General features: G+C 37.8%; 17 protein-coding genes. 1 reads left to right on the top strand and 16 read right to left on the bottom strand.

Annotation, left to right across the window (positions count from 1 at the left end; genetic code table 11):
- Positions 1 to 56 precede the first annotated feature (56 nt).
- The 13 genes from J2T13_RS03560 to J2T13_RS03500 form a co-directional block, all read right to left on the bottom strand.
- Positions 57 to 797, bottom strand: coding sequence for a TenA family transcriptional regulator (locus J2T13_RS03560; protein ID WP_429368391.1), 741 nt, complete (start codon positions 795 to 797; stop codon positions 57 to 59).
- A gap of 64 nt (positions 798 to 861) precedes the next feature.
- Positions 862 to 1,728 carry an ATP-grasp domain-containing protein gene (locus tag J2T13_RS03555; protein WP_429368389.1) on the bottom strand — a complete coding sequence of 289 codons (867 nt, stop codon included), beginning with the start codon at positions 1,726 to 1,728 and terminating at the stop codon, positions 862 to 864.
- A gap of 16 nt (positions 1,729 to 1,744) precedes the next feature.
- Positions 1,745 to 3,037, bottom strand: coding sequence for a hypothetical protein (locus tag J2T13_RS03550; RefSeq protein WP_429368388.1), 1,293 nt, complete (start codon positions 3,035 to 3,037; stop codon positions 1,745 to 1,747).
- A gap of 540 nt (positions 3,038 to 3,577) precedes the next feature.
- Positions 3,578 to 3,904 carry a hypothetical protein gene (locus tag J2T13_RS03545; RefSeq protein ID WP_429368387.1) on the bottom strand — a complete coding sequence of 109 codons (327 nt, stop codon included), beginning with the start codon at positions 3,902 to 3,904 and terminating at the stop codon, positions 3,578 to 3,580.
- 897 nt (positions 3,905 to 4,801) lie between these two features.
- Positions 4,802 to 5,692 carry a PhzF family phenazine biosynthesis protein gene (locus J2T13_RS03540; protein ID WP_429368385.1) on the bottom strand — a complete coding sequence of 297 codons (891 nt, stop codon included), beginning with the start codon at positions 5,690 to 5,692 and terminating at the stop codon, positions 4,802 to 4,804.
- A gap of 501 nt (positions 5,693 to 6,193) precedes the next feature.
- On the bottom strand, positions 6,194 to 8,023 hold the full coding sequence (locus J2T13_RS03535) for a TniQ family protein (RefSeq protein ID WP_429368383.1): 1,830 nt from the start codon (positions 8,021 to 8,023) through the stop codon (positions 6,194 to 6,196).
- A gap of 213 nt (positions 8,024 to 8,236) precedes the next feature.
- A complete protein-coding gene (locus J2T13_RS03530; RefSeq protein ID WP_429368381.1) occupies positions 8,237 to 9,163 on the bottom strand; it encodes a TniB family NTP-binding protein in 927 nt (308 codons plus the stop codon).
- Positions 9,150 to 11,243, bottom strand: coding sequence for a hypothetical protein (locus J2T13_RS03525; protein ID WP_429368379.1), 2,094 nt, complete (start codon positions 11,241 to 11,243; stop codon positions 9,150 to 9,152). The genes J2T13_RS03530 and J2T13_RS03525 overlap by 14 nt, the downstream gene beginning before the upstream one ends.
- On the bottom strand, positions 11,224 to 12,027 hold the full coding sequence (locus J2T13_RS03520; protein WP_429368377.1) for a hypothetical protein: 804 nt from the start codon (positions 12,025 to 12,027) through the stop codon (positions 11,224 to 11,226). The genes J2T13_RS03525 and J2T13_RS03520 overlap by 20 nt, the downstream gene beginning before the upstream one ends.
- A gap of 829 nt (positions 12,028 to 12,856) precedes the next feature.
- Complete coding sequence (locus tag J2T13_RS03515; RefSeq protein ID WP_429368375.1) at positions 12,857 to 14,911, bottom strand: TniQ family protein; 2,055 nt, start codon at positions 14,909 to 14,911, stop codon at positions 12,857 to 12,859.
- Positions 14,908 to 15,381 (bottom strand): helix-turn-helix domain-containing protein, encoded by a 474-nt coding sequence (locus J2T13_RS03510; protein WP_429368373.1) that lies wholly within the window; start codon positions 15,379 to 15,381, stop codon positions 14,908 to 14,910. Before J2T13_RS03510 ends, J2T13_RS03515 begins: the two co-directional genes overlap by 4 nt.
- A 94-nt stretch (positions 15,382 to 15,475) precedes the next feature.
- Positions 15,476 to 16,273 (bottom strand): TrmH family RNA methyltransferase, encoded by a 798-nt coding sequence (locus J2T13_RS03505; protein WP_429368371.1) that lies wholly within the window; start codon positions 16,271 to 16,273, stop codon positions 15,476 to 15,478.
- Positions 16,274 to 16,300: 27 nt separating this feature from the next.
- The gene (locus J2T13_RS03500; protein WP_429368369.1) at positions 16,301 to 16,963 is read right to left on the bottom strand and encodes a potassium channel family protein; all 663 of its coding nucleotides are present in this window, start codon (positions 16,961 to 16,963) and stop codon (positions 16,301 to 16,303) included.
- A gap of 131 nt (positions 16,964 to 17,094) precedes the next feature.
- Between J2T13_RS03500 and J2T13_RS03495 the strand changes: the two genes are divergently transcribed.
- A complete protein-coding gene (locus J2T13_RS03495) occupies positions 17,095 to 17,328 on the top strand; it encodes a small acid-soluble spore protein SspI (protein WP_429368367.1) in 234 nt (77 codons plus the stop codon).
- A 187-nt stretch (positions 17,329 to 17,515) separates the two neighbouring features.
- Here J2T13_RS03495 and J2T13_RS03490 read toward each other — a convergent pair whose 3' ends face one another.
- The 3 genes from J2T13_RS03490 to J2T13_RS03480 form a co-directional block, all read right to left on the bottom strand.
- On the bottom strand, positions 17,516 to 19,099 hold the full coding sequence (locus tag J2T13_RS03490) for a peptide chain release factor 3 (protein ID WP_429368365.1): 1,584 nt from the start codon (positions 19,097 to 19,099) through the stop codon (positions 17,516 to 17,518).
- Between the two features lie 107 nt (positions 19,100 to 19,206).
- A complete protein-coding gene (gene zwf / locus J2T13_RS03485) occupies positions 19,207 to 20,757 on the bottom strand; it encodes a glucose-6-phosphate dehydrogenase (RefSeq protein ID WP_429368363.1) in 1,551 nt (516 codons plus the stop codon).
- A gap of 173 nt (positions 20,758 to 20,930) precedes the next feature.
- Positions 20,931 to 21,680: a YwmB family TATA-box binding protein gene (locus tag J2T13_RS03480; RefSeq protein ID WP_429368361.1), complete on the bottom strand. Its 750-nt coding sequence runs from the start codon at positions 21,678 to 21,680 to the stop codon at positions 20,931 to 20,933.
- Between the last annotated feature and the right edge of the window lie 135 nt (positions 21,681 to 21,815).

Raw genomic sequence — 21,815 nt, 5'->3', positions numbered from 1 at the left:
GCGTATATTGAAATGATAGGAAGTCTAAACAGACTCCCTATTATCATACTTTTTTTCTAACTTCGGACAGGTTCTGCTTCTACATTAATTCCTGTAGCACGTAAAATGGCACTGAAGTGTTTCATACGAACATCTATTGATTTATAGAGTGCAGCAACAGCTTTCTCCTGAAGTTCTTCTGTTATAGCATAATTACGAAGTAACTCATATCCAGCTTCAGCATGATCTTCTTCTACTTCCATGTCATGAGAACTGTGAATTACAAAATATGAGACCCCAGCTTCGTTTAAATTGTAGAAATGGCTCATTGCTTGGTTCATAGTGCGTCCTTCCCAAGTAACCGGCGGCTGTCCTTCCATATATACTATTAACGCCGCTACTGCTTCTACCAAGTGATGATCCGGTCCGCAAACCTGATTGTTCCAATTGATAACATCTTGAGATTCAGGTAAAACATTACAATTATCAATATCGTCCCAAGTTAAACCAAACTGCTCTCCAATCTTGAAAAATAGATCAAGATGTCTCATTGTACCTGTAATTTTACCGGTTTCTTCCTCATAAATATTTTCTGCAAGTTCTTTGCGAACATTAACATCAGAAGTCTTTGAATGAATCGCAGAGATATTACGGGTCCAAAAGCTTTTAATGTGATAGCGATGTAGAACAAAGTTCTTTAAGAGCTCTGATGAAGCTTCACCCTTCATAATAATTTGGTAAAGTGGATGTGTAATTTTCTGATTTTCCGTAACGATGGATTTAAGTTTTTCTACAAACTGTTCTGGATTAAGTACCATTAAAAATCGCTCCTCTGTTTGAAATATTTAATACTATAATGAATTATTACTCTGACGACTAAGGTCAGGATAATAAATGCACCCTTTTTTCAATGAATTCTGCTACACGAAACACAGTATCCATATGAGGCCATGTGATAGCTGGTGTAGTATTTACTTCAATGACAACATAATCGTCTTCTCCAATTTCTAATAAATCAACGCCTGCAATAGGCGATTTAAAGACTCGAGAACAAAACTCAGCTAGATTAATCATACGTGGAGTAAGATTACATTCCTCCCAGGTTCCCCCAACTGATAGATTTGTCAAAAATTCACCATCTTTGGCATATCTAAAGAAAGCAAATTCTGCCTCGTGATCAATCACTCTTACACGAATATCTCTGCCAGGCTTATCAAGACAAGTTTGGACATACAAAGCCTTATGATCTCTAAAATAGTATGGTGCCAAATTACGTAAGTTTTTCAAATCTTCGACGCATACTACTTGTTGACCCTTCGCCCCCACGATTGGCTTAAGAACTAGAGGAAAACCTAAAAGCTCTGCTGTCTCTTCTAATTGCTCGTATGAACCAATAAGTCGAGTTGGTATATGTGGAATTTCATGATAAGCAAGTAAGACAGAATTAAGAAATTTGTTCTGTCCGTTTTCAAGCACTTCGGTTCCATTTAATACAGGAATATTGCAAATTTCAAAAGCCTTAAGGAGCCATAAACCATACTCACGCTGAGATAGCGAAACCCATCCTAAGACGCATACAAGTTCTAAAATGCGGCTTTGGTATAAAAAACGAATACCCGATCTATCTATATCAACTACAATCTCTCTCGGCTCAGCAGAAATAGCATGTATTCCTTTATTTATTAATGCTCTGATAAGTTCTTTAACATCCGTAGTTTCCTCACGGCAAAGAATAAGTACTGATTTCAATATGGCTTGTCCTTTCTCAATCTTTATTGTAGAAAACAGAAGTAATAGCAGCTCCATTAGAATAATTGATTACAGAACCCTTCTCTATGCTTTTAGTTCGTAAAATATGTCCGATATGCTTGCCACTGAATAATAAACATCCCCATAAAAAATTTGCTTGTTCCTCATAAATAATTCCGTCAGCTACAGCTACAGCTATACTTCCTGACGTTGGATACACCCTATCTTGTAATATAGTTCTATTATTAGTAGATAATAATAAAACAACATGGGATTCCCAATCACTCTCTGACATTTCCCATCCGCAAATAACGCCTTCTCCTCCATGTCCGTCAGCTAGCTTAAGGAGTAATTTTTCCTTATCAAGGATTGCAGTTTCCTTATATTTTTCATTAAATATTCTAGTCCATGGAATATGCCTCCTGATCCAATCAATTTCATCTGTGGAATAAGCAGAATGATATTCTGGATCAGAAAGAAGGCTGAATAATGCTTTGTTTCCAAGAATACGAAACGCAAAACCCATCGGCATGCTAACTATTTTTTTTTCTATTGCATTTAAAATATGGTTAAATTCATTGGGATTACTCTCTAAATCTTCTAAATCAAAGAGTCTATATATTACATCCACTTTATGGCCATCTGTGTATATTCCATCTTCTTGCAATATAAGCTCAGATGGGGTGCATACAATTGTACGCACTCCAGTTACCTCACTAAATACAGTTGCCATCTTATGAAGTGTCTCGTGCATTGATGGCATTGATGCTAAACTTTCCACAAAAACCATCAGTGGATCAGATAAATGTTTTAGCCACAGTTTATAAGCATTTTGAGCCCACTCATGGATCGTATTAATATAAAACACATCTTGTTTAAATATAGCATCGTTAACATTGGATAGAGTAAGTAGAGACGAGTGTAAGGAAGCCAACAACACACCACCTACACTGCTCCCTAAATTCAGCTCTAGAAATTTGATCACGGAATCTTCTTCATACCAATCACTGCGAAGCAGAATATCATCTCTCTCCCCTATAAAAGAGGTAGCTCTTATCCATGGCAAAATACTTTCCGGGTATCCTAACCACCTTGCCATTTCTTCGATATCTCCTCCAAAAAAACGATCAACCAAAGAAAAAATCAGTTCTTTTAGTTTTTCTGTACTTTGGACTGCTTGTTTGACCTTATCTGTATTTCTTATTTGGGGAGAAACTATTATACGTGATCCGGGCTTCAAGAGTTGGATTTGTCTTGCCTTTTTAAACATTTCTTCGATTTCATGAAAATCAGGAAGAATAGTATTCATAGTATTTCTCCATTTTTAAATATAATTTTAAAATAGTATTTTTTTATTTATTTTATAAATATATTGTATCATTGTTAAATTCTGTAATAAATACATATATTTCAATTAATTAATTTTATTATTATTAAAACCTTTTTTTGTAATTAGGCTATGTTTAATATCACTCCTGTTGATTAGCAAAATTATGTAACATAAATAACCCTTTCAGGCATTAATTTTTGAAATTGAATCACCCATTCTGACGCTAAATCTCTTATGCTAAATAATCGTGCAAATGAAAGAATGGCATATCGAAGAATCCTTAGACTAACCGCATCCAAAGAGCAACTTCAGAAGCACATAAACAATCAAAGCGGAGTATAAATTGTCCATAAACAGTTATTTTCAGTAATATCAGACAATTTCGGGATATTCAGATGCTGTTTAATCCAACGGAAAAAGAATTCAAACTGCCAACGCGTTTTGTACATCTATGCAATTCGTTCTGCTGTAATTTGCATCAAATCCGTCACTTCTCGAATTTCGCGACCTTCAAAATCTTTAAAAATGACAACGCGTTGGTGATGTTTCGATCGAATACTCGCTCCAAAGCAAACTGAGCGTAACACCACTCTTGGACAGTTCACGATGGATATGCTCGCAATCTGGTAATTTGCGTGAGGATGCTTGTTGTGCCTTCTCAGGGAATAACACAGTTTGAAGATCTTCATCAGTTACATCTTCAGGTAATGGCCATGTTAACTCCTTTTGAAGTGCACGGGATAAGACCTCCGATACGGTGTTGCGAGAGCATTGGCAACTGGATGCAATGCTTCGTTGACTTAAGCCCAAACAGCTTAGCCGGAGAATTTCACGATATTTGGTCAATTAGGTGACCTCCCATGTTTATTTGCAATCTGATCCCAGATCACATTTCACTAGTTTACTAGATGAAAACAAGGGTGGCTCTATCTGATTAACATCGTGGCTCTGAAATATTAACACGGTGGCTCTCAACCATTAACACACTGGCTCTTTTTCGCTAACATATTCACTTCAACTCGATATGGCTGCAGATCTTCTGAACGTAAAGCTACATGCGGCTTAATCCCATCTCTTTCGCAATGATGCGGTACTCATGGTAACTGAGTTTCCCCGACCGTAACCGTTGTTGAGTCAATGAGCAATAATTCTTTAGGAAAAGTTAGTTTGCGCCGAGTTTTTTGATTGCAATTTTGAATAAGAAGCTGAAAAAGATCTTTGAACACAGCAAAAGGGACATCCGCAGCATTGCCCAAAAAGCTTGGATAATGTATAGGAATAAGACCTAGAGTTGCTGCAATAGGCTCCAGATCGGTAACTATCCCACTGTTAGAAAGTTGACATGAACTAATATAGAAACAAATAATAAACTATAAATTTCGTGCAGGATCTTCATATTTAGCTTGATAAACAGCAGATTCGACATTCGCTTTAGTTAACACAGATTGAAGGATAGACAAGATCGTGGTAGAGTTTTCATAGAGTCGCCACCTTTCGGTTGAGTTTGTAGGGGTACAAACTCAACCGAAAGGTGGCTTTTTACCTACCATTTATTGGTTATTGAACAAACGCGGAGATGAGAAGCAGAGATGCTGCAACTATTTTGTAACGATGAAGGAATTGGAAAATCTCTTTTCTAAGCTCGAGGTTGTTACATCTAATCTGGATTTGGACCTGTAAACTTTGGTGTTTGGAGATTCAAAGCTGACCTTCTACACGCGTAGATCGTTTTGGGCATCACCCTCATATTTCTCGTAGGGTAACCGACTTCATAGACTTAATGCTCGTATTAATTAAAAGTACTGAACCTCCGATTCTTACTCCCTCTGGTTCAATTTCAACTCTTATTTGACTGGAAGCTCCCATTAACTCTCCTTGATGAAAAATAAATGAGGAATAACCCCTTTCAATATAGAGTACATCTGCTAGTGCTCCTGCGGCAACGCCTGTGGCAGGATCCTCCAGTATGCCGAACAATGGATTGAAACCACGAGTATAAATTAGTTTAGGGAGATTATTCTCCTGATCTAATAATTTTTCTTTAAATGCATAAGTATAAATTCCATTTATATTATTATCACGACTCCACTTTTTTATTTCCGTATATTTTGGTTTTATTGTATTAAGCTCCATTCGAGAAATTATAGGAACTAATAATTTTGGAGATCCGATTGTAGCTACACAAAATGGAGAAGTAGTAGAAATAGCCTCAGGCTCAATCCCCAACATAAAAGCTATTTCATCTCGAATCGGAGAAATCTCAAGTATAGTTGTTCTGGGTGTTTTTAAATAATAGATTCCATCCTTTGATTCAATAATAACAATGGAATTAGATGTTCCAAATTTTACTCGAAGCAAATTAACTCCTAGTTTATTCATAGCATAAGCAGCCCCAGCTAATGATCCATGTCCGCAAAAGGAAAGTTCCTTTTCTTTTGAAAAAAAGCGAAACTTATAGTCTTGAACATCATTTTTACTTATCTTCACAAATACTGTAACCGATGTATCTGAATGGTTAGCTATTTGTAGCATATCTTCAACTGACCACATGCTATTATACTCTAACACCCCTGCAGAATTCCCAAAATCAGGTTGGTCAGTGAAAACTTTGTATACATTTATATCTATATTCATAATAAACTCCTTTGAATAATAATTTCCTGTTTTAAAAAAGCAAACCGACGAAACGGATTAAGTCAATTTACTGGAAAACGAATCACGAATACATATCCTATATTACAATATTTACATTATTTAATACTATATTTATATTTATATTAATATTTTATATGATATTCGTAAGCACTTCTTTTTGGATCGATTTGTGTTAAGACACATTTCAATGTTTGTAATACCCCCAATGTCAAGATGCATAATTTAGAAAAATAAGTAAAACTATCCTATCTATGTGAGATTATGTCCCCTCCCTTTAAGTAGCACTCAAAAAAACGCATGTTATTATGTGGAAAAGAACGAACCAACCCTCTTTTGAATTAAATTTCTAAGACTTATATACAATCAAACTTGCTTGTAAAGCAGAATGAAGTGGGCATAATAGTGTTTACTTTTAAATTTGTTTAGAGGTCATCTACATTTGCATCGTTCAATTCTAATCTTGACCGATGCAAAAAAACTCTATGCACGAAATAAACTCATTCGATTATTCAATAATACCTCCGCATTATGTTCTTTACGCACCTTGTTTATATATAATGCCAACTCGGGAGAAGATTTTTTCAGACTTGAATAACTGATTTCTAATACTTGGAACAATTCAACAGAAGAAATTGCCTCAGTTGCTTTCACCTGAAGATAGTTCTCCGTTTTCAAATCTACTCTTACACGAAGTTCTTTGATCCTTTCTTCATTCTGCTTTTGTTTACTTTTCTCAATCAATGGGGAGTATCCTTGTTTCCTTATTGTAGTTGGGGAAATACCCATAATTTGGGCAACATTATGCAAGGTTATGGAGAGGTCTTTGTTCCTTAAATCTGAACAAGCATCAATAATCTCATCTTTCAAGTCTCTCATTCCCCTTGATTCCATTGTCATTTTTTTATAGATAATTGCTCGCATAACATCGGGATGAAAACGATGAATTAAATAATTTCCATACTGTTCCCACAAAGGCCAGCGGCGTATCTCAACGATAGCTATTCCTTTATCGAGTGCTTTTACAAATTCCTGCACTTTTCCTAAATCTATTTTACCGTATGTTGTAATACCCTCTTCTTCCGATATTATTTGGCAGCACCAGAAATAAGCCATCACTCTTCTAATTTTTTCTTTTTTAAGTCCCATCAGATTTTCACGTTCATACCATGTAAGACTACTGAGATTATGTGAAGAGATTTTATGATATGCCTGAATGAAGTAAGTCCTCTCAATAATAACCCCCTCCGCAAATGCATATTCACAACCACAGTCTTCACAGGCCATATATTTATGAAGCTTTATCTTTGCCTTCTCACTGCTGTTAACTCCGGTTCTTACTAGTGAACCTGATTTTTGATATGACGGACACCAAGGTGCCACACAAACAGGTTCTTCGGACAATTTGAACTTGTCGCCTTTTCTTAAAGAAATTAGAAATTCACTTGAAATTTCCATCCTAAGGAATCGTTCAATTTCAACATGATGTAAAAATAGGATGGATAACAACGCAGATAGATGTATGGATCTGTCTTTAGCCAAAGTTCCGCGAGCACATTGAAGAAGGTGGTTGATTGAATATCCTTGGAGGTTTCTACATATTCTATCCCTGTTATAATCAACATTAAACTCATTTAGAATATAAAGGATTCTTTGGGCTAATTCATGAGGCGGTATATATACTTGATCACATATATTCAGCAGTATTTCCCAAGCTTTTGCGTTCCACTGTTGGTGTTTTAGATTACTAGAAGTTCCATCAAGTGCTACTCCCTTGTGTACAGATAATGATTTGCTACAATAAGGACAAATGCTCGGTATACGCAGATGCTTATACTTAATAGATTCATTACAACTAAAGCAATGCTGTAACAAGTAGCATTCATGCTCACGACAAACCTCGACATCCGTTAGTTTCCATAATAACAACGCGGCATTTGTACGTCCCAAGCAATGAGGACAATAATGATAATTACTTCGAATGGTATCTCGCAAACCTCTATAGCTTTCTCCTCGGCATGAATGGTTGAATGTATGTATAAGTTTTGTAAAACTGCCACGATTCATATCATCTACTGATATCCCTGTATACCACTGAAGCTTTTTCAGAGAAAATATACTTTCTGGATAAAAGTCTATCCTTTGGATGTCCCCAGAATGGATTAGGTATTTCTCGTTTAATCGAATCAAATTGAGCATTTCAATAATATTCATCCCATTATTATCTGCAGTTTTCATGAAGAAACTCGATAAACTTTCTTTGCTACTAAACGGTATACGAACTGGCAGTCTCTTATCTAACAATAAAATCACCTCTGGAAGATACTATATTACTATAGTTACCAGAGGTTGATTTTTTTAGACATCATTCTATGAATATATGATTTAAGAGCTACTGAGATTGAATTTGGGGCATCCTGATGGATAAACTAATCCCACTTGATAGATGATAATTAATCAGATAAACGATGAACCCTCCCTTTTATTGGCGTATGGGGCTACTTGCAATCATGTATGGATATTACCTCAATACCCTCTTAGCAGCATTTCCTCATACTCCAATTCGGTTAAATCACCGTTAATATTTCGATAAGCTTGAGTTAGTGTAGGAATCAATTCCTGATTGTTAGGTATCTTAGAGAAATCGTTGAAGTCATTCTCAAAAACTCCCAATAATGTATACATTTCTTGTAAGACAGGAGTGAGAATACCTAATAGTCCTTTACTCATTTTAAAGAGCAACTGCGGAATTCCAGTATTAATTTCGCCCAATCCAACCGATTGGGGTGGAGATAAGGCTTCCTCCATCTTCTGTAGGAAATCACACCATGTTTGGTCGCATTGCTCAAATCTTTTTAGTTGCCACTTAGGGTATCTTCTAAAATTTTGGAAGTTCAGTTTAAACAAAGACTCAACTTCTGGTGTCCCCATTAAAATGACGGTTAGCTTGGCTTTATTGGCCAAACCTTTAATCGCTTGCATCGCTTCCTTCTCGTTTACCGCCCTTGAGGTAAGAATGTAGTCCATTTCATCAATAATTACGACCTCAACCTTCAGTTTCATCAATCGAGTTAGTGCTAGTTTCTGTGCGTCATCTACAAGCATTCTTCCTATGGGAAGGGGCCCTAAACGGGCCGCTATTGCTTTATAGAAACCTTGTAATGTAAAAGGGTCGGGGTTTTCAACATATATGACCGGCGTAATATCATATTCCACCTCATCTATTACCTCTAGATAACCAGTATTCTTCTCCTCATATCTTAGCGCCATTTGGGTTTTCCCTACACCAGATCCCCCAATGATGCAGGCGCAACGAGTAGACTTCTGAGCTCCCCCTATCTTGTATCTATTCTGGTTTCGTATATTGTCAATTGCTTTAAACGCTTCTTCCATTTTCGGATGCTCTACAAACAAATTAGCTACCCGATGAGCAAATTCCTTATGTGGATCCATTGTTCTTCCCCCTCTCCTCTAATGCCATATAAGCATGCTGAATCATTTCTTCCAGAGATCCTACAACTATTGAATGATTATCCTGATTGGAAAACTGTGATGACTTTGTCTTGATTTCCACCTGTAGATTCATCTTCTTTACTTCCTTCTGTACTTTCTTAGATTTGGTATATGCTTCCTCGGCTTCTTTTTGAATCTCAAGTAGTAATGCATGAATTTGTTCCGCACCCGGTGTTTCACTTAATTTAATTTTTCCCATCTCTCTAAGTTTCACATTGATTTTCTTCCACGTATATCGGGTTATGCCAATCAACTGAGAATAATGAGGATTTGATGACCAGCACTCTACAAACTCAGTAGAATTAGGTGGCTGTATATAAATTTTTGTAATATCATCATCATCGAATTTCACTTTGTACTTAACCTCTTTTTTCCCTATCATGTATTTAAGGTCGTCGGATTTGTAATGAACCTTATCGATAACAACCCCTTCACGCGTATATGGCTTAAATTCAGTTGGCATTAATTCAATCCGATAGTAGGTCTCATCTTCTGGGAATACAAATTCAGGATACCCAAACTGCTCAACACCCTCTTTATATCGAATGATCGGTGTAGGACTTTCCTCTGGCAAACCCTTGTTAACATGATAGTGATAAAAGTCAGTAATATAACGTCCAACGATTTTGGTTAATTCATCTAGCGTGAGACAAGCGTTTTGTTCAGCTTCATAATCTCCCAGATCCCCAACACTGCTTTTAGTGGTACCAGGTAGCGTATGAATCAACATAGTGTTTAAATTACCGAACAATCTCTCGATGGTTGCTCCATAGTTAGGCGTTCTCACAGGACGGTATTGAACCCTTGATTTCATAGTTTCAGTAATCATTCGTTTAACATGCTTACTCCGGAAATCCCTTCCATTATCCATCATGATACACATCGGAATTCCACTTAATGGCCAATCGTTCTTCGAATCATAACGTTCTATAGATCTTTTGAAATATAGCCCGTGCTCGAATGCATTTCTTACCTTTCTAGATGAAGGCTCATCAAAGGATATATGCATACACCAGACCATTCGAGTATAAACGTCAATTCCCATCGTAATCCAAGGTCTGCCTAGAGGTGTACGGGTTACCTCATCTACAAGAATAATGTCCATTTTTGTATGATCAATTTCAACTAAATGCAACGGAAAATGTGCTTCTTTATTAGAAAATCCTCTATCTATATTTTTGTACATTTCTATAGCTCTTCTACCATCTCTTAGAATAGCTACAACTTTTTTATCCAATTGATTTATGAGTCCACGAACTGTTATTTCCGGAAGAGGCTCGATTTGATCCGCTTCACATTTCCCCTTCATATATCTTGCCACTGCACTAATCTTTATACGTTGCGTGGTTAAATATTTTTTCTCGATGGCATCTTTAATATACGGCAGGTATAACTTATCCTTGCGTGTGTAAATGTAGCATAGTACTTCGGTTTCATCATTGGGACTGCAGATTGCAATTTGTATTTCATCCTTTCGCACGATATCCTGTTGATCTGCTTTATCAGCCAAAACTTGTAGAACCTCCTGAAGCCCCTCTTCTTCTCCATTTCGGTATGCAGACAAATGTCTCAACAACGTTGCCCGTGATGTGTTTCTGTTATTCAGAATAATTCTGGAAATCATCTCTTCCTGTGTGATCCTTCTCACATCTTCATTCTTAAATATATAAATACCTTGATAACGATCAATAAAATCTACAGCTGCTCTTACATCATTTTGTTTACTTTTTTCCAAAAGGATTAACGGCCTAATCAATTCGTAACGGCTAGAAACCTTCTCCCGCTTGAATTCCGGTAAAGTCTCCAGGATAGATTTATAACCCTGGTCTTGGAGTGTTCTTTCCCATTTAGCTGACACGAACGACTTATCAGTTACAAGTCTTTGAAATTGGATTTGAAACGTATCATAATCACCTGTAACTCGCTGCAAAACAACATTAGGATAGTTAAACCCGACGATTTTATGCTCAATTCCCAAATAAGATATTGACGCGTTGATTTTAAGCTTGCCAACTTTCAAGGAATCGTCCCCCTTTCAAATCGTGGTCTGTAAAAATAAATTCCTCTAGCACATCCGTCCACGCCCCCATTGTTACCCTAGTCATGGAATCTATTACTTCGTGGACATTAAAGGAAAAGGTGCCTGAGGCAACTAAATGATAGATTAAAGGTTTAATCTCATAAGGATCAGCCTTAGGATGAAAGCTATGAGCCAACTGATCTATAGTGATCTCTCTTGCACATTTCACCTTGTAAATAACTTCTTGCTCCCAGACCTCATAGCCCTTTCTTCGTTTTAAGTATCCATTCAAGCGTTTGATATTTGTAAGAATATTCTCAGGCAAAGTTTTAGGATAAATGATTTTATAAGTCCAGTCGTGCTCAACCGAATAGATTTCACAGCGGCGGTTACAGCGGTGAAACTTTTCATCATTTTCTAGTTCTTCTTCGAACTCCTTTACCTGAATGAGCACGGGCTTCATTCCTTCTCGATAGACGAGGACATCGGGGACATGTTCCCAGTCCTTACGTTCCCCTTTTTTTGTAAATGAAGGAATGCTCACTTTTACTGGTTGTACATAGTACCTAGTAGTGAGAGGGTCAAGCTCGAAATACTGATACAGAAAGCATTCATTTAATGAGTGATACTCAACTCTTCCATTCAATTTATGAGAGTGAAAATCACCAATGATATGGGGGCGTTGCCAACTGATTTTATTGTCTACTCTCAGTTTCGGATAATATAGACTATCTTCTTTCACCCAGTCTTTGCCTTGCCAACTCGTACTTGTATTCATGGACATATAGATGAATCCTCCCAGCTTTTAATTTGATCACAAACAAAAAGGGACCCAACGTGGACAGAGTTATCCTGTCCATAGTTTGGGCCCCCTGAGTCGCATGACGAGGAGCTGCTAGACTGACTCCATTAGAGTCAATCCAATAAAATTTAAAAGGTATGCTTCGATAATAAGATGAAAATTCCAAGATGTCAATTATGAAGCACCTGCCCAAAATACTAAAAAAGTAAAAATAATAATCTTATTCTAATTATTATCTAATAAGGGATATTTTATTCAATTAATGATACGAAATCGTTTATAGTTGGTTTAAATTATCAATTAATTGATAATTTAAACCAACTATAAATATAACGAAGATAAAATTTAAGGAATGACTATTGGCCATCCAATAGTCATTCCTTAAAAAAAAATTATGCAGAACCATCACACACAATCAAGCGGGGAGGGAAATAAATCAATCCCAAATGATAAAGATATAACCAGTAAATTCACAGTACAGATTGAGTACATTCTCGGCCTTCAATCTGAATTTTTAATTGATTCAGAGAATGAATTAAACAAAGGAGAAATATAAAAATGATAGCATGCTCTATTTGTTTACCAAGTATTAATCCTTTTAGAAGGTTATGAGATCATGAAGTCATACCCAATGATTTTTATAGTAGCTTCCGAAAACGATCATTAATTAACTGATTATTATCTCGCCAGCATATAGTTCCATTATTCACTGTTATGGTATGGTAACTATGAATCTAAGTAGGTAGAGTATCTGAGTATTTCTGATCAAGTAGATACCCGACCATTTTCCAGTCTTGGTGTGATCATACAGTTATTTCAACAAATCCGAATTTAATAAGTGATAATAATAATCGGATAATTCCGTATTTCCAGTTAATTTTATAGCCGCTATTCCTGAAACTCTCATAATGCTAGCTTTTGAAATACTTATTTCATTTTTATTTAAGAATAAGATGGATTCTTTTATTTTTCTTTCATCAAGTTTCAATTGTCTTTTCTTTTGCTGCTCTTCTGATATTATTACCTGCTCATTGATCCAAACTATAAGATCAGGACAGTTCTCCGAAATCCATTTCCTGCGTTTATTAATCGCCTTATAAACATCGAGACGATTAAACGGTTCCCCGCATTCTAATTTATTATTAACATACATTTGGGTCAGTTCCCAAAATTGTTCATATCTAGATTGCATTATTTGTTCTTTTTGATCTTCTTTAGCTATCGCTATTTCTTCGTGTAGTCCGTAATACTGCAAAGCATGTCGAGGAATACCGTGATTGTTTTCAAAATCGCTTGTTGAACATTCCTTTTTCTCACGTTCGCACTCTGCAATGTATTCACGGATCAATCCGTGAACATTCTTATGAATACGCGGTTTTTTTACTCGTTTAGGCTCGTTAAAAATGAAATGCTGAACTTGGCTTTGATAAAAGTAACAAAAAAATTCTTGTACAGTCCACCCAAATAACTCCTGTGCTTTAAAGCTCATGTTATATGCGTAGGTTCCTACCTGATTTTTCAACAATTGAAACATACTTAATAAATCATTAGGTGGGGATTTATCTACACCCTTAAGGTGCGGATATCCCTTTGGAATCATGTTCTGACAATACATATATCCGAACATCTCAGATATTTTCCTCGCTGAGATTCCATCCAGTAATTGAATCATTCTTTTACGAGGTAGACCTTGCTCCATTAAGGGCAGAATAACATTATAGACAGTATGAATCCTATTCCCAATATCTTCCCACACACCAGAAGATTTGCTATAACCATATGTATTAAAACATTTTCCACAAAAATATACATTTTTGTGAGTATCCATTCCATGAAAGCTTTGGATCATTGACATTTCATTACTTGTACCTGCCGCATGACACCAAGGGGCTAAACAGGTCCCTGTCTCTAAAGTCTTTTTCTCTCCGATAAAGGATTGAAAATATTCACTAGCTACATCAACATCATGAAAATATTCCAGTGAAATCTTACTTTTCCTGAAAAATCGTATGACTATTCCTAAATATGATGTTCTTCCATCCGTTTTTTGCCCGAGAGCTAAATTCCTGAGATATACTTTTTCTTGCCCTGAAAGATAGCGTATGGAAGCAAATCGATATTCTAATCGTTCCTCTTGTGAAAGATATAGAATTTTCAGAGCGATGGTCTGTTCCAAACTTAAGGAAAGTTGTCTTGGTGTCAGTCGTTTTGTGGATTCTAACATATAGCTCCAAATCTCGTACAACCTAAGTTGGTTTTCATCTATATGGACGATTGAGCTTCCAGTTAAATTTTCCGTTCTTAAATTTGACTCACAATATATACAAGTACAGTATTCCATATTAGCTTTTGAATATGGTTGAATCTTTCCACAGTGTAAGCAATCATTCTCTAACTTCACACCATGAACTACACACACTTCGATGTCTTTAAGTTGCCAGATAAGATGATACTTGATTTCTTTTTTTAAACACATCCTGCAAAATCGGCGATGTTGGCTAACATATAGATTTCCTAACTGAAATGTCGATTGATCCGCATTTTGCGCTGGATCCTCGAACACACTTTTTAGAACTGGAAAAAACGTATGATTCTGAAGCTCTTCAATAGATATACAAGTTAACTGGCTTAATAGCTTAATATCTATTTTTTTAGCTGGGTTGATATCAATATGATAGTACCTTCTTGCACTTATTTCAGAGTTCTTCGTTGTACTTATTTGTATTAATATGCTAAGAAAATTCGTACCATTTGCTTCTGCTAACCTAAAGAGGTAGCTGCTTAATGCCTCTTGCTCCCTAATCTTCGGTCTGATCTTGTATCGCTCCGACATCACTTCATTTGCCCTATGTACAAACTTCGTCATTTTATTTGACTCTTCTTTAATTTATAGCTCACATAATCAATAATATCCTCTTGATAATCATTTGGCAGACTTCGATACAAAGACAAAAGCTTTACCTCTCCTGAGTCGAAAATAGAATTTTCTTCGCTTTCCTCTTCAAATTGGAGCAGCCAGTTCAGATCGACTCCAAAATTATTTCTTAACGCCATTAGTGTCTCTGATGAGGGCTTGCTGTTCCCTTGTTCTATTTCACTCAGGTTCCCTTGAGAAATGTTTATGGCCTTGGAGAACTCAATTTGGTTCATTTCTAGTTGCTTTCGAATGCCTTTTACCTTAGCACCTATGGGGGGCATCATCTCACAACCTATCAGGTTTTTATCATAATTAAACATAAAATATATCCAACCATTTTTCGATTCATTTTGACTATGTAAATATTTTTTTGTATGTAATGATATATAAGAAGAATAAGAAAACCCTTGTTTTATCAAGGATTTCCCATCCATCCAATGTCTCAAAAGAAAATAAAATTTATCTCAATCGATACCATAATCTGTATCAAAAGATGTCATAACCCACACCGGATCATTCCAAGCTATTACAAAAATGCCGCTGCCTCATCGCCTCAAACAACAGCACCGAAGAAGCCATACCCACATTCAGTGATTCAGCTTGTCCACGCATAGGAATAATCAAGGTGTCGTCTACGAGCTTCTGTACACTCGCTGACACGCCCTTAGCCTCATTGCCAACGAGTATCCATGAGGTATTTGCAAAGTCATACTCGTAGCATGTTGAGCTTGCTTGTAGGCTAGTGCTAACAACACGAGCTCCACCTTGCTTCGCTTGAGGTAAAATATCCAACAGATCCCCTTCAATAACGGGCATATGAAATAGAGAGCCCATCGTGGAGCGAATCGTCTTCGGATTATATAAGTCCGCACAACCACGGCCCAGAATAACACCATCTGCACCCGCAGCATCTGCACTACGAATAATAGTTCCTACGTTCCCAGGATCTTGAATACCGTCTAACACGATAACTAAGCTATGCTCAACTTCAAGCAGTTTGCTAAATTCAGCAGATTGTTTACGAATAATCGCAAACACAGGCTGAGGTGTCACTGTATCCGTACATTTTACAATAACGGCCTCAGAGACCCCAATCCAGTCCATATCACCTGAATCAATTCCCATAAGTTCAGAAGGAATTCCTTTATCCACATCATAGGCAATGCATTCTATATCCGCTTTACTTTTCAGCGCTTCGTGCACCAGATGTGCACCTTCAATAAGATATTTATTCGTCTTGTCTCTGTGCTTCTTCTCTAACAATTGCGCCCATTCCTTCACTCGCGCATTGTGTGGAGATGTAATGACCATCTGTAATCATCCTTATCGTATCCAAGATTATTTAGGGTATGCCAGTTCCAATTTAATTAAATCTGCAGGTTTCCCCAGAATAACGAGCACATCATTAGGCTTCAGAGGCTCTGTTGCTTCTGGTGAAATATTCATATTAGAGCCCGTCTTAATCGCCATAACATTGCAGCCAAACCGCGCTCTTACATTTATTTCAATCAAGTTCTTACCCACCATAAGCTCAGAGACCTTCATCTCCACAATACTGTAGTCGTCAGATAATTCTATATACTCTAGAATATTAGGCGATGTCAAATGATGAGCAACACGTAATCCCATATCACGCTCCGGATAAATAACTTTATCTGCACCGATCTTCTGAAGAACCTTACCATGTAGTTCATTCTGAGCTTTGACAATAAGCGTTGGAATGCCTAAGTCCTTTAATATTAGAGTCGTTAAAATACTCGCCTGAATATCCTCACCAATAGCGACTACAACGACTTCGAAATTACGAATACCAAGCGCACGTAGTGCCTCTTCATCGGTTGAATTAGCTGATACTGCATGGGTTACAATGTTCGACATTTCTTGTATCCGTTGTTCATTGGAATCAATTGCCAGTACATCAAATCCCATGTCCGTAAGTGCATTGGCTACACTGGAACCAAATCTTCCCATTCCAATGATGGCGTACTGTTTCTTGGCCATGATACAACCTCCAGATCGTCTTCAAGTTAATCAAGCTATTATATCATAAAGACTAACGAACTTGAATTTTGAAGCTGCATGTAGGGAATATTAAAGGATGATCTCACAATGATGAAGTAGGAGGGATAACATTGCCGGTATTACTCGATTTGCGTCAAGCCATCATCCACAAAGTTCACGACAAAAGTGATCAAGAATTTCGTGAAATGATTGAAGGATCCGTTGATGGTCCAGAAGCAGCACTTCCTGGTCTTGGTGCTATATTCGAAATGATCTGGAAGAACATTGACACCACCAAACAGGATGAATTGATTCAGATTGCACAGAAACACTTAAAGACTGTAACCCCGACACCCTTATCGTAATCCTCATAGCAATATAGAATGAACTTAAGACGAGCCCTCGGATTCTAGATTTTATTAGAACCTATCAAGTTTGCGAGTGTGACTTTCGTTCAATCTATACAGTCATAACAAAATCCCTTCGCCTCTACACAGAGATGAAGGGATTTTGTTATGAAATCACACATCATAAGATCAACATCGACACCTTTTAAGGTGCAACTTCGAGGAATTTAGCATTCGGATTTTTGTCCATAGCCGTCCGCATCGCGTATTGATTCTCGAATAACACGACATAATTCCCCTTTTTATCTTTAACTAACGTTGAATTGATTCGGAACTTACTTGCATCGATGTCGTCATCGATGAGCCATCTTGCGAATTGATACTGCATTCTTTGCAATTGTACTTCCACACCATATTCGGCCTTCATTCGATATTCAAACACCTCGAATTGAAGTTGCCCAACCACACCCAGAATCGTATCGTCGAAGTTAACGGTTTTGAACATCTGAATCATGCCTTCTTCCGTCAACTGGTCAATCCCCTTCTGATACTGCTTATGTTTCAGTGCATTCTTAACTGTAACCTTTGCAAATATTTCTGGAGAGAACGTTGGAAGTTCTTCAAACACCATATCGCTGTCCTGACTCAAAGAATCTCCTATCCGAAAAATACCTGGGTCAAAGAGACCGATAATATCGCCCGGATAAGCTTCTTCTACGATGTCACGATCCTGCGCAAGGAATTGTTGCGGTTGTGACAGCTTGATGTCCTTCCCGACACGAATATGTTTCACAGTCATTCCACGTTGGAATTTACCTGATACAATGCGAAGGAACGCCATTCTGTCCCGATGCGCAGGGTTCATATTCGCTTGAATCTTAAATACAAATCCAGAAAACTTCTCATTCGTAGGATCTACAAGTCCCCCGGCACTCGGCCGTGGTTCAGGCTTGGGTGCTAGCTCCAGGAAATTCTCAAGGAATGTCTGAACTCCAAAGTTATTAATCCCACTTCCGAAGAATAAAGGCGTTAATTCGCCGTTTTTCACCTTTTCCAAATCAAAAGGATCTCCCGCTACATCTAATAGCTCCAAATCCTGACATAATTGATCATATAAATATTCGCCTGCCATCTCACGAATAATGGGATCACGATAACCTGTCACTTTCTGAACCTTAATCACCGAGTGATCATTTCCTTGGAAAAGTTCTACCTGATTCTTCATGCGGTCATACACACCACATAAGTCACGCCCTGTACCAATCGGCCAGTTCATAGGAATGGAGCGAATACCTAGCACTTGCTCAAGTTCTTCCATCAGATCAAAAGGGCTTCGACCTTCACGATCCAACTTATTAATAAATGTGAAAATGGGAATTCCCCGCTTCGCACATACTTGGAACAGTTTGATCGTCTGTGCCTCTACCCCTTTGGCAACGTCAATTAACATGACTGCACTATCAGCAGCTGTTAAAGTACGATACGTATCTTCACTGAAGTCTTGGTGACCTGGGGTATCCAAAATGTTAATACGATGACCATTGTAATCAAACTGCATCACAGAGGAAGTTACTGAAATCCCCCGTTGTTTCTCGATCTCCATCCAGTCACTTGTTGCATGCTTACTCGCTTTACGAGCTTTTACAGTTCCCGCTAGTCGAATAGCCCCCCCAAACAGGAGCAGTTTTTCCGTTAATGTCGTTTTCCCAGCATCCGGGTGAGATATAATCGCAAATGTTCTGCGTTTATCCACTTCCTTCTGCAAAGATGGGTCTAATCCTTCGCTCATTTCACATTTCCCTTCATGACTAAATTCATGTCTATCATTGTAACACATTCTGGACGCAAATTACCCTCACACAAAATATGCATGAGGATAATTTTTCAACAGAATGACTAGCTATTCTTTTGCCAGATCACCTTGTCTTCAATCTGACCATTCACTGGCCACCAGTGAAATCCATCTTCCTCAAGCAACTTATCTGCTTCGATAGGTCCCCAGGATCCCGCAGGATAGTAGGCAATATCTCCAGGATTTTGAGCCCAAGCTTCTGCAATTTTATCCACAAAGGACCATGCTGAAGCCACTTCATCCCAACGAGTGAAATATGTTGATTCTCCACGTGCTGCATCATGAAGAAGTCTCTCATAAGCTTCCGGCGAGTTAATACCGATCATACAGCTTTGGCAGAAATCCATAGCAAGCGGCTCAATATCAGTCTCGGAACCCGGTTTTTTGGCATTAATTTTGACATAGATACCTTCCATCGGATTCACTCGAATGACAAGTAAGTTAGGCTCTAACTTATGCTTCTGACCTAAGTAAACATTGGTTGGCATACTGCGGAATTCAACCACAATCTCCGTAGTTTTGACAGGCAATCTTTTACCGGTCCGAATATAGAAAGGAACGCCCGCCCAGCGGAAATTATCAACAAATAAACGGGTTGCAAAATACGTTTCTGTATTGGAATTCGGGTCCACCTTATCCTCTTCACGATAAGCAGGTAATTCACGGTCGTCCGAGCTACCTTTAACATATTGACCACGAACAACATTCTTCTTCACTTCTTCAGCCGTATGATAAGGACGAAGTGAACGTATTACCTTCACTTTCTCATCTCGAATATCTTCCGGCAACAAGCGGCTTGGTGGTTCCATAGCAATCATAGTCAGCATTTGAAGCATATGATTCTGGCCCATATCACGCAGTGCTCCTGCATGGTCATAATAGCCACCACGCTCTTCAACACCAACCGTTTCACTTAGGGTGATCTGTATATTAGCAATATGCTTATTATTCCATAAAGGTTCAAAGAACGCATTTGCAAACCGAATGACTTCAATATTCTGTACCATCTCTTTACCTAAATAATGATCGATACGAAAGATTTCTTCTTCATCGAAGACTTCACGCAGTTGTTTGTTCAGTTCTTTAGCCGATTCCAGGTCATATCCGAAAGGCTTCTCAATCACAAGCCGATTCCAACCTTTGCTTTCCAACATGCCGCCTTTTTGTAAATTGTAGGACACGCTTCCGAACAATTCCGGTGCTAAAGCTAAATAGAAGATACGGTTACCCGGAATTTGATAACGAACTTCAATCTTTTCTGTCTGTTCTCTTAATTCACGGAACCCATCTACATTGTTTATATCAAGTGATTTATATTCGAAATGCTGTGCAAATGAGTGCCATTCTTCATTATCTTCCGCTTTATAACGGCAAAATTCTTGAATAGAATTAAAGAGATCTTCTCGGAACTCATCCTGTGACCGTTCACGACGTGCCACACCGATTACAGCAAAATCCTCAGACAATTTACCTTCACGATACAGACTATAGATTGCTGGGAATAGCTTTCTTCTTGCCAAATCTCCGGTTGCTCCGAAGAGAAAAAATACCGCACCTGGGGTCTGCAATTGTTCAAGATTTAGATTTTCAGCCATGAGATCCTCATTCTTTCTATGTAATATAGTGTATTTTTATGCATCATATCACTTATAATAATCCTCTACAAGATATATCATGACGCGTTGTTATTTTAGCATACTGACTTGGATCTTACCATCCTTATTCCTGACAAAACTACTCAGGTATAAAAAAATTATTCACAATTCATTCAATATTCAATCGTAATCAATGGAAATCCAATCGTAATTCGATTCAAGCCACTAACGCCATCTTGATGAACCGCTGTCTGTAGATCTATCTTTTGCGTACCATTCTTCAGATTTAAGGCAAGTGAAGGTGATTCATAAGAGTGGCTAAGTGTCGTTATATCTGAATAGCGATCTAGTTGTTGAACAGACATATGAGACTTTACGTGAGCTTCTACCTTCTCCATGCTCACACTTACGCTCTCTACTTCTTTACTATTCCCTTGTACCGAGGCATTCCATTCAGCAGATATTCCGATTTCTGTCATTCCTTGTTTGTATTTCTCCTGAAGATATACAAGATTAGGTAATTGTGTTGCACTTGATGCCTCTAGTTGAAGAATAACATAGCTCTGATCTTCCGTTATCTGTTGCCAATTTAGCCTTACGTTAACTCCGTCTACCTCCGAAAGCGAGCGGTATGTTGTGTGCTCCGAATCCACCAGCTTTTCTAGTGGAGACAGCCCCATCATATCCATGAATTTTCTTGCCGCTCCGTCTGCTGTCTCTTGCCCATGTGTAGACCACGATCCTTGCCACTTCACAACGATTCTAAGAGGTGTATCTATCGATTCTTTCCCTAATTGCACTAGAGTTCGTAATTGACTCACTTCAGTTCCACCCTGCTGAGCTACTGATGTATTCCATGTAAAACCAAACAATCCTCCAACGATACATACAAGTATAATAGCGATCATCATATTGTGTTTCATTTCGTCCCCCTACCTTTCGATCTCACAATCTATGAATCTATTAGATAGGTTACCCTTTATTTAGCTCTTTCATACCTATGTTAGAAGACCGTTACGCTGACGGATTATTCTTACGATCGCTATTGCCCTCAGATT

The organism is Paenibacillus sp. DS2015, assembly GCF_050433705.1.
Lineage (GTDB): Bacteria > Bacillota > Bacilli > Paenibacillales > Paenibacillaceae > Paenibacillus_AQ.
Note: the sequence above shows the minus strand (reverse complement) of the source record. Positions and strands in the feature narration are given on the sequence as shown.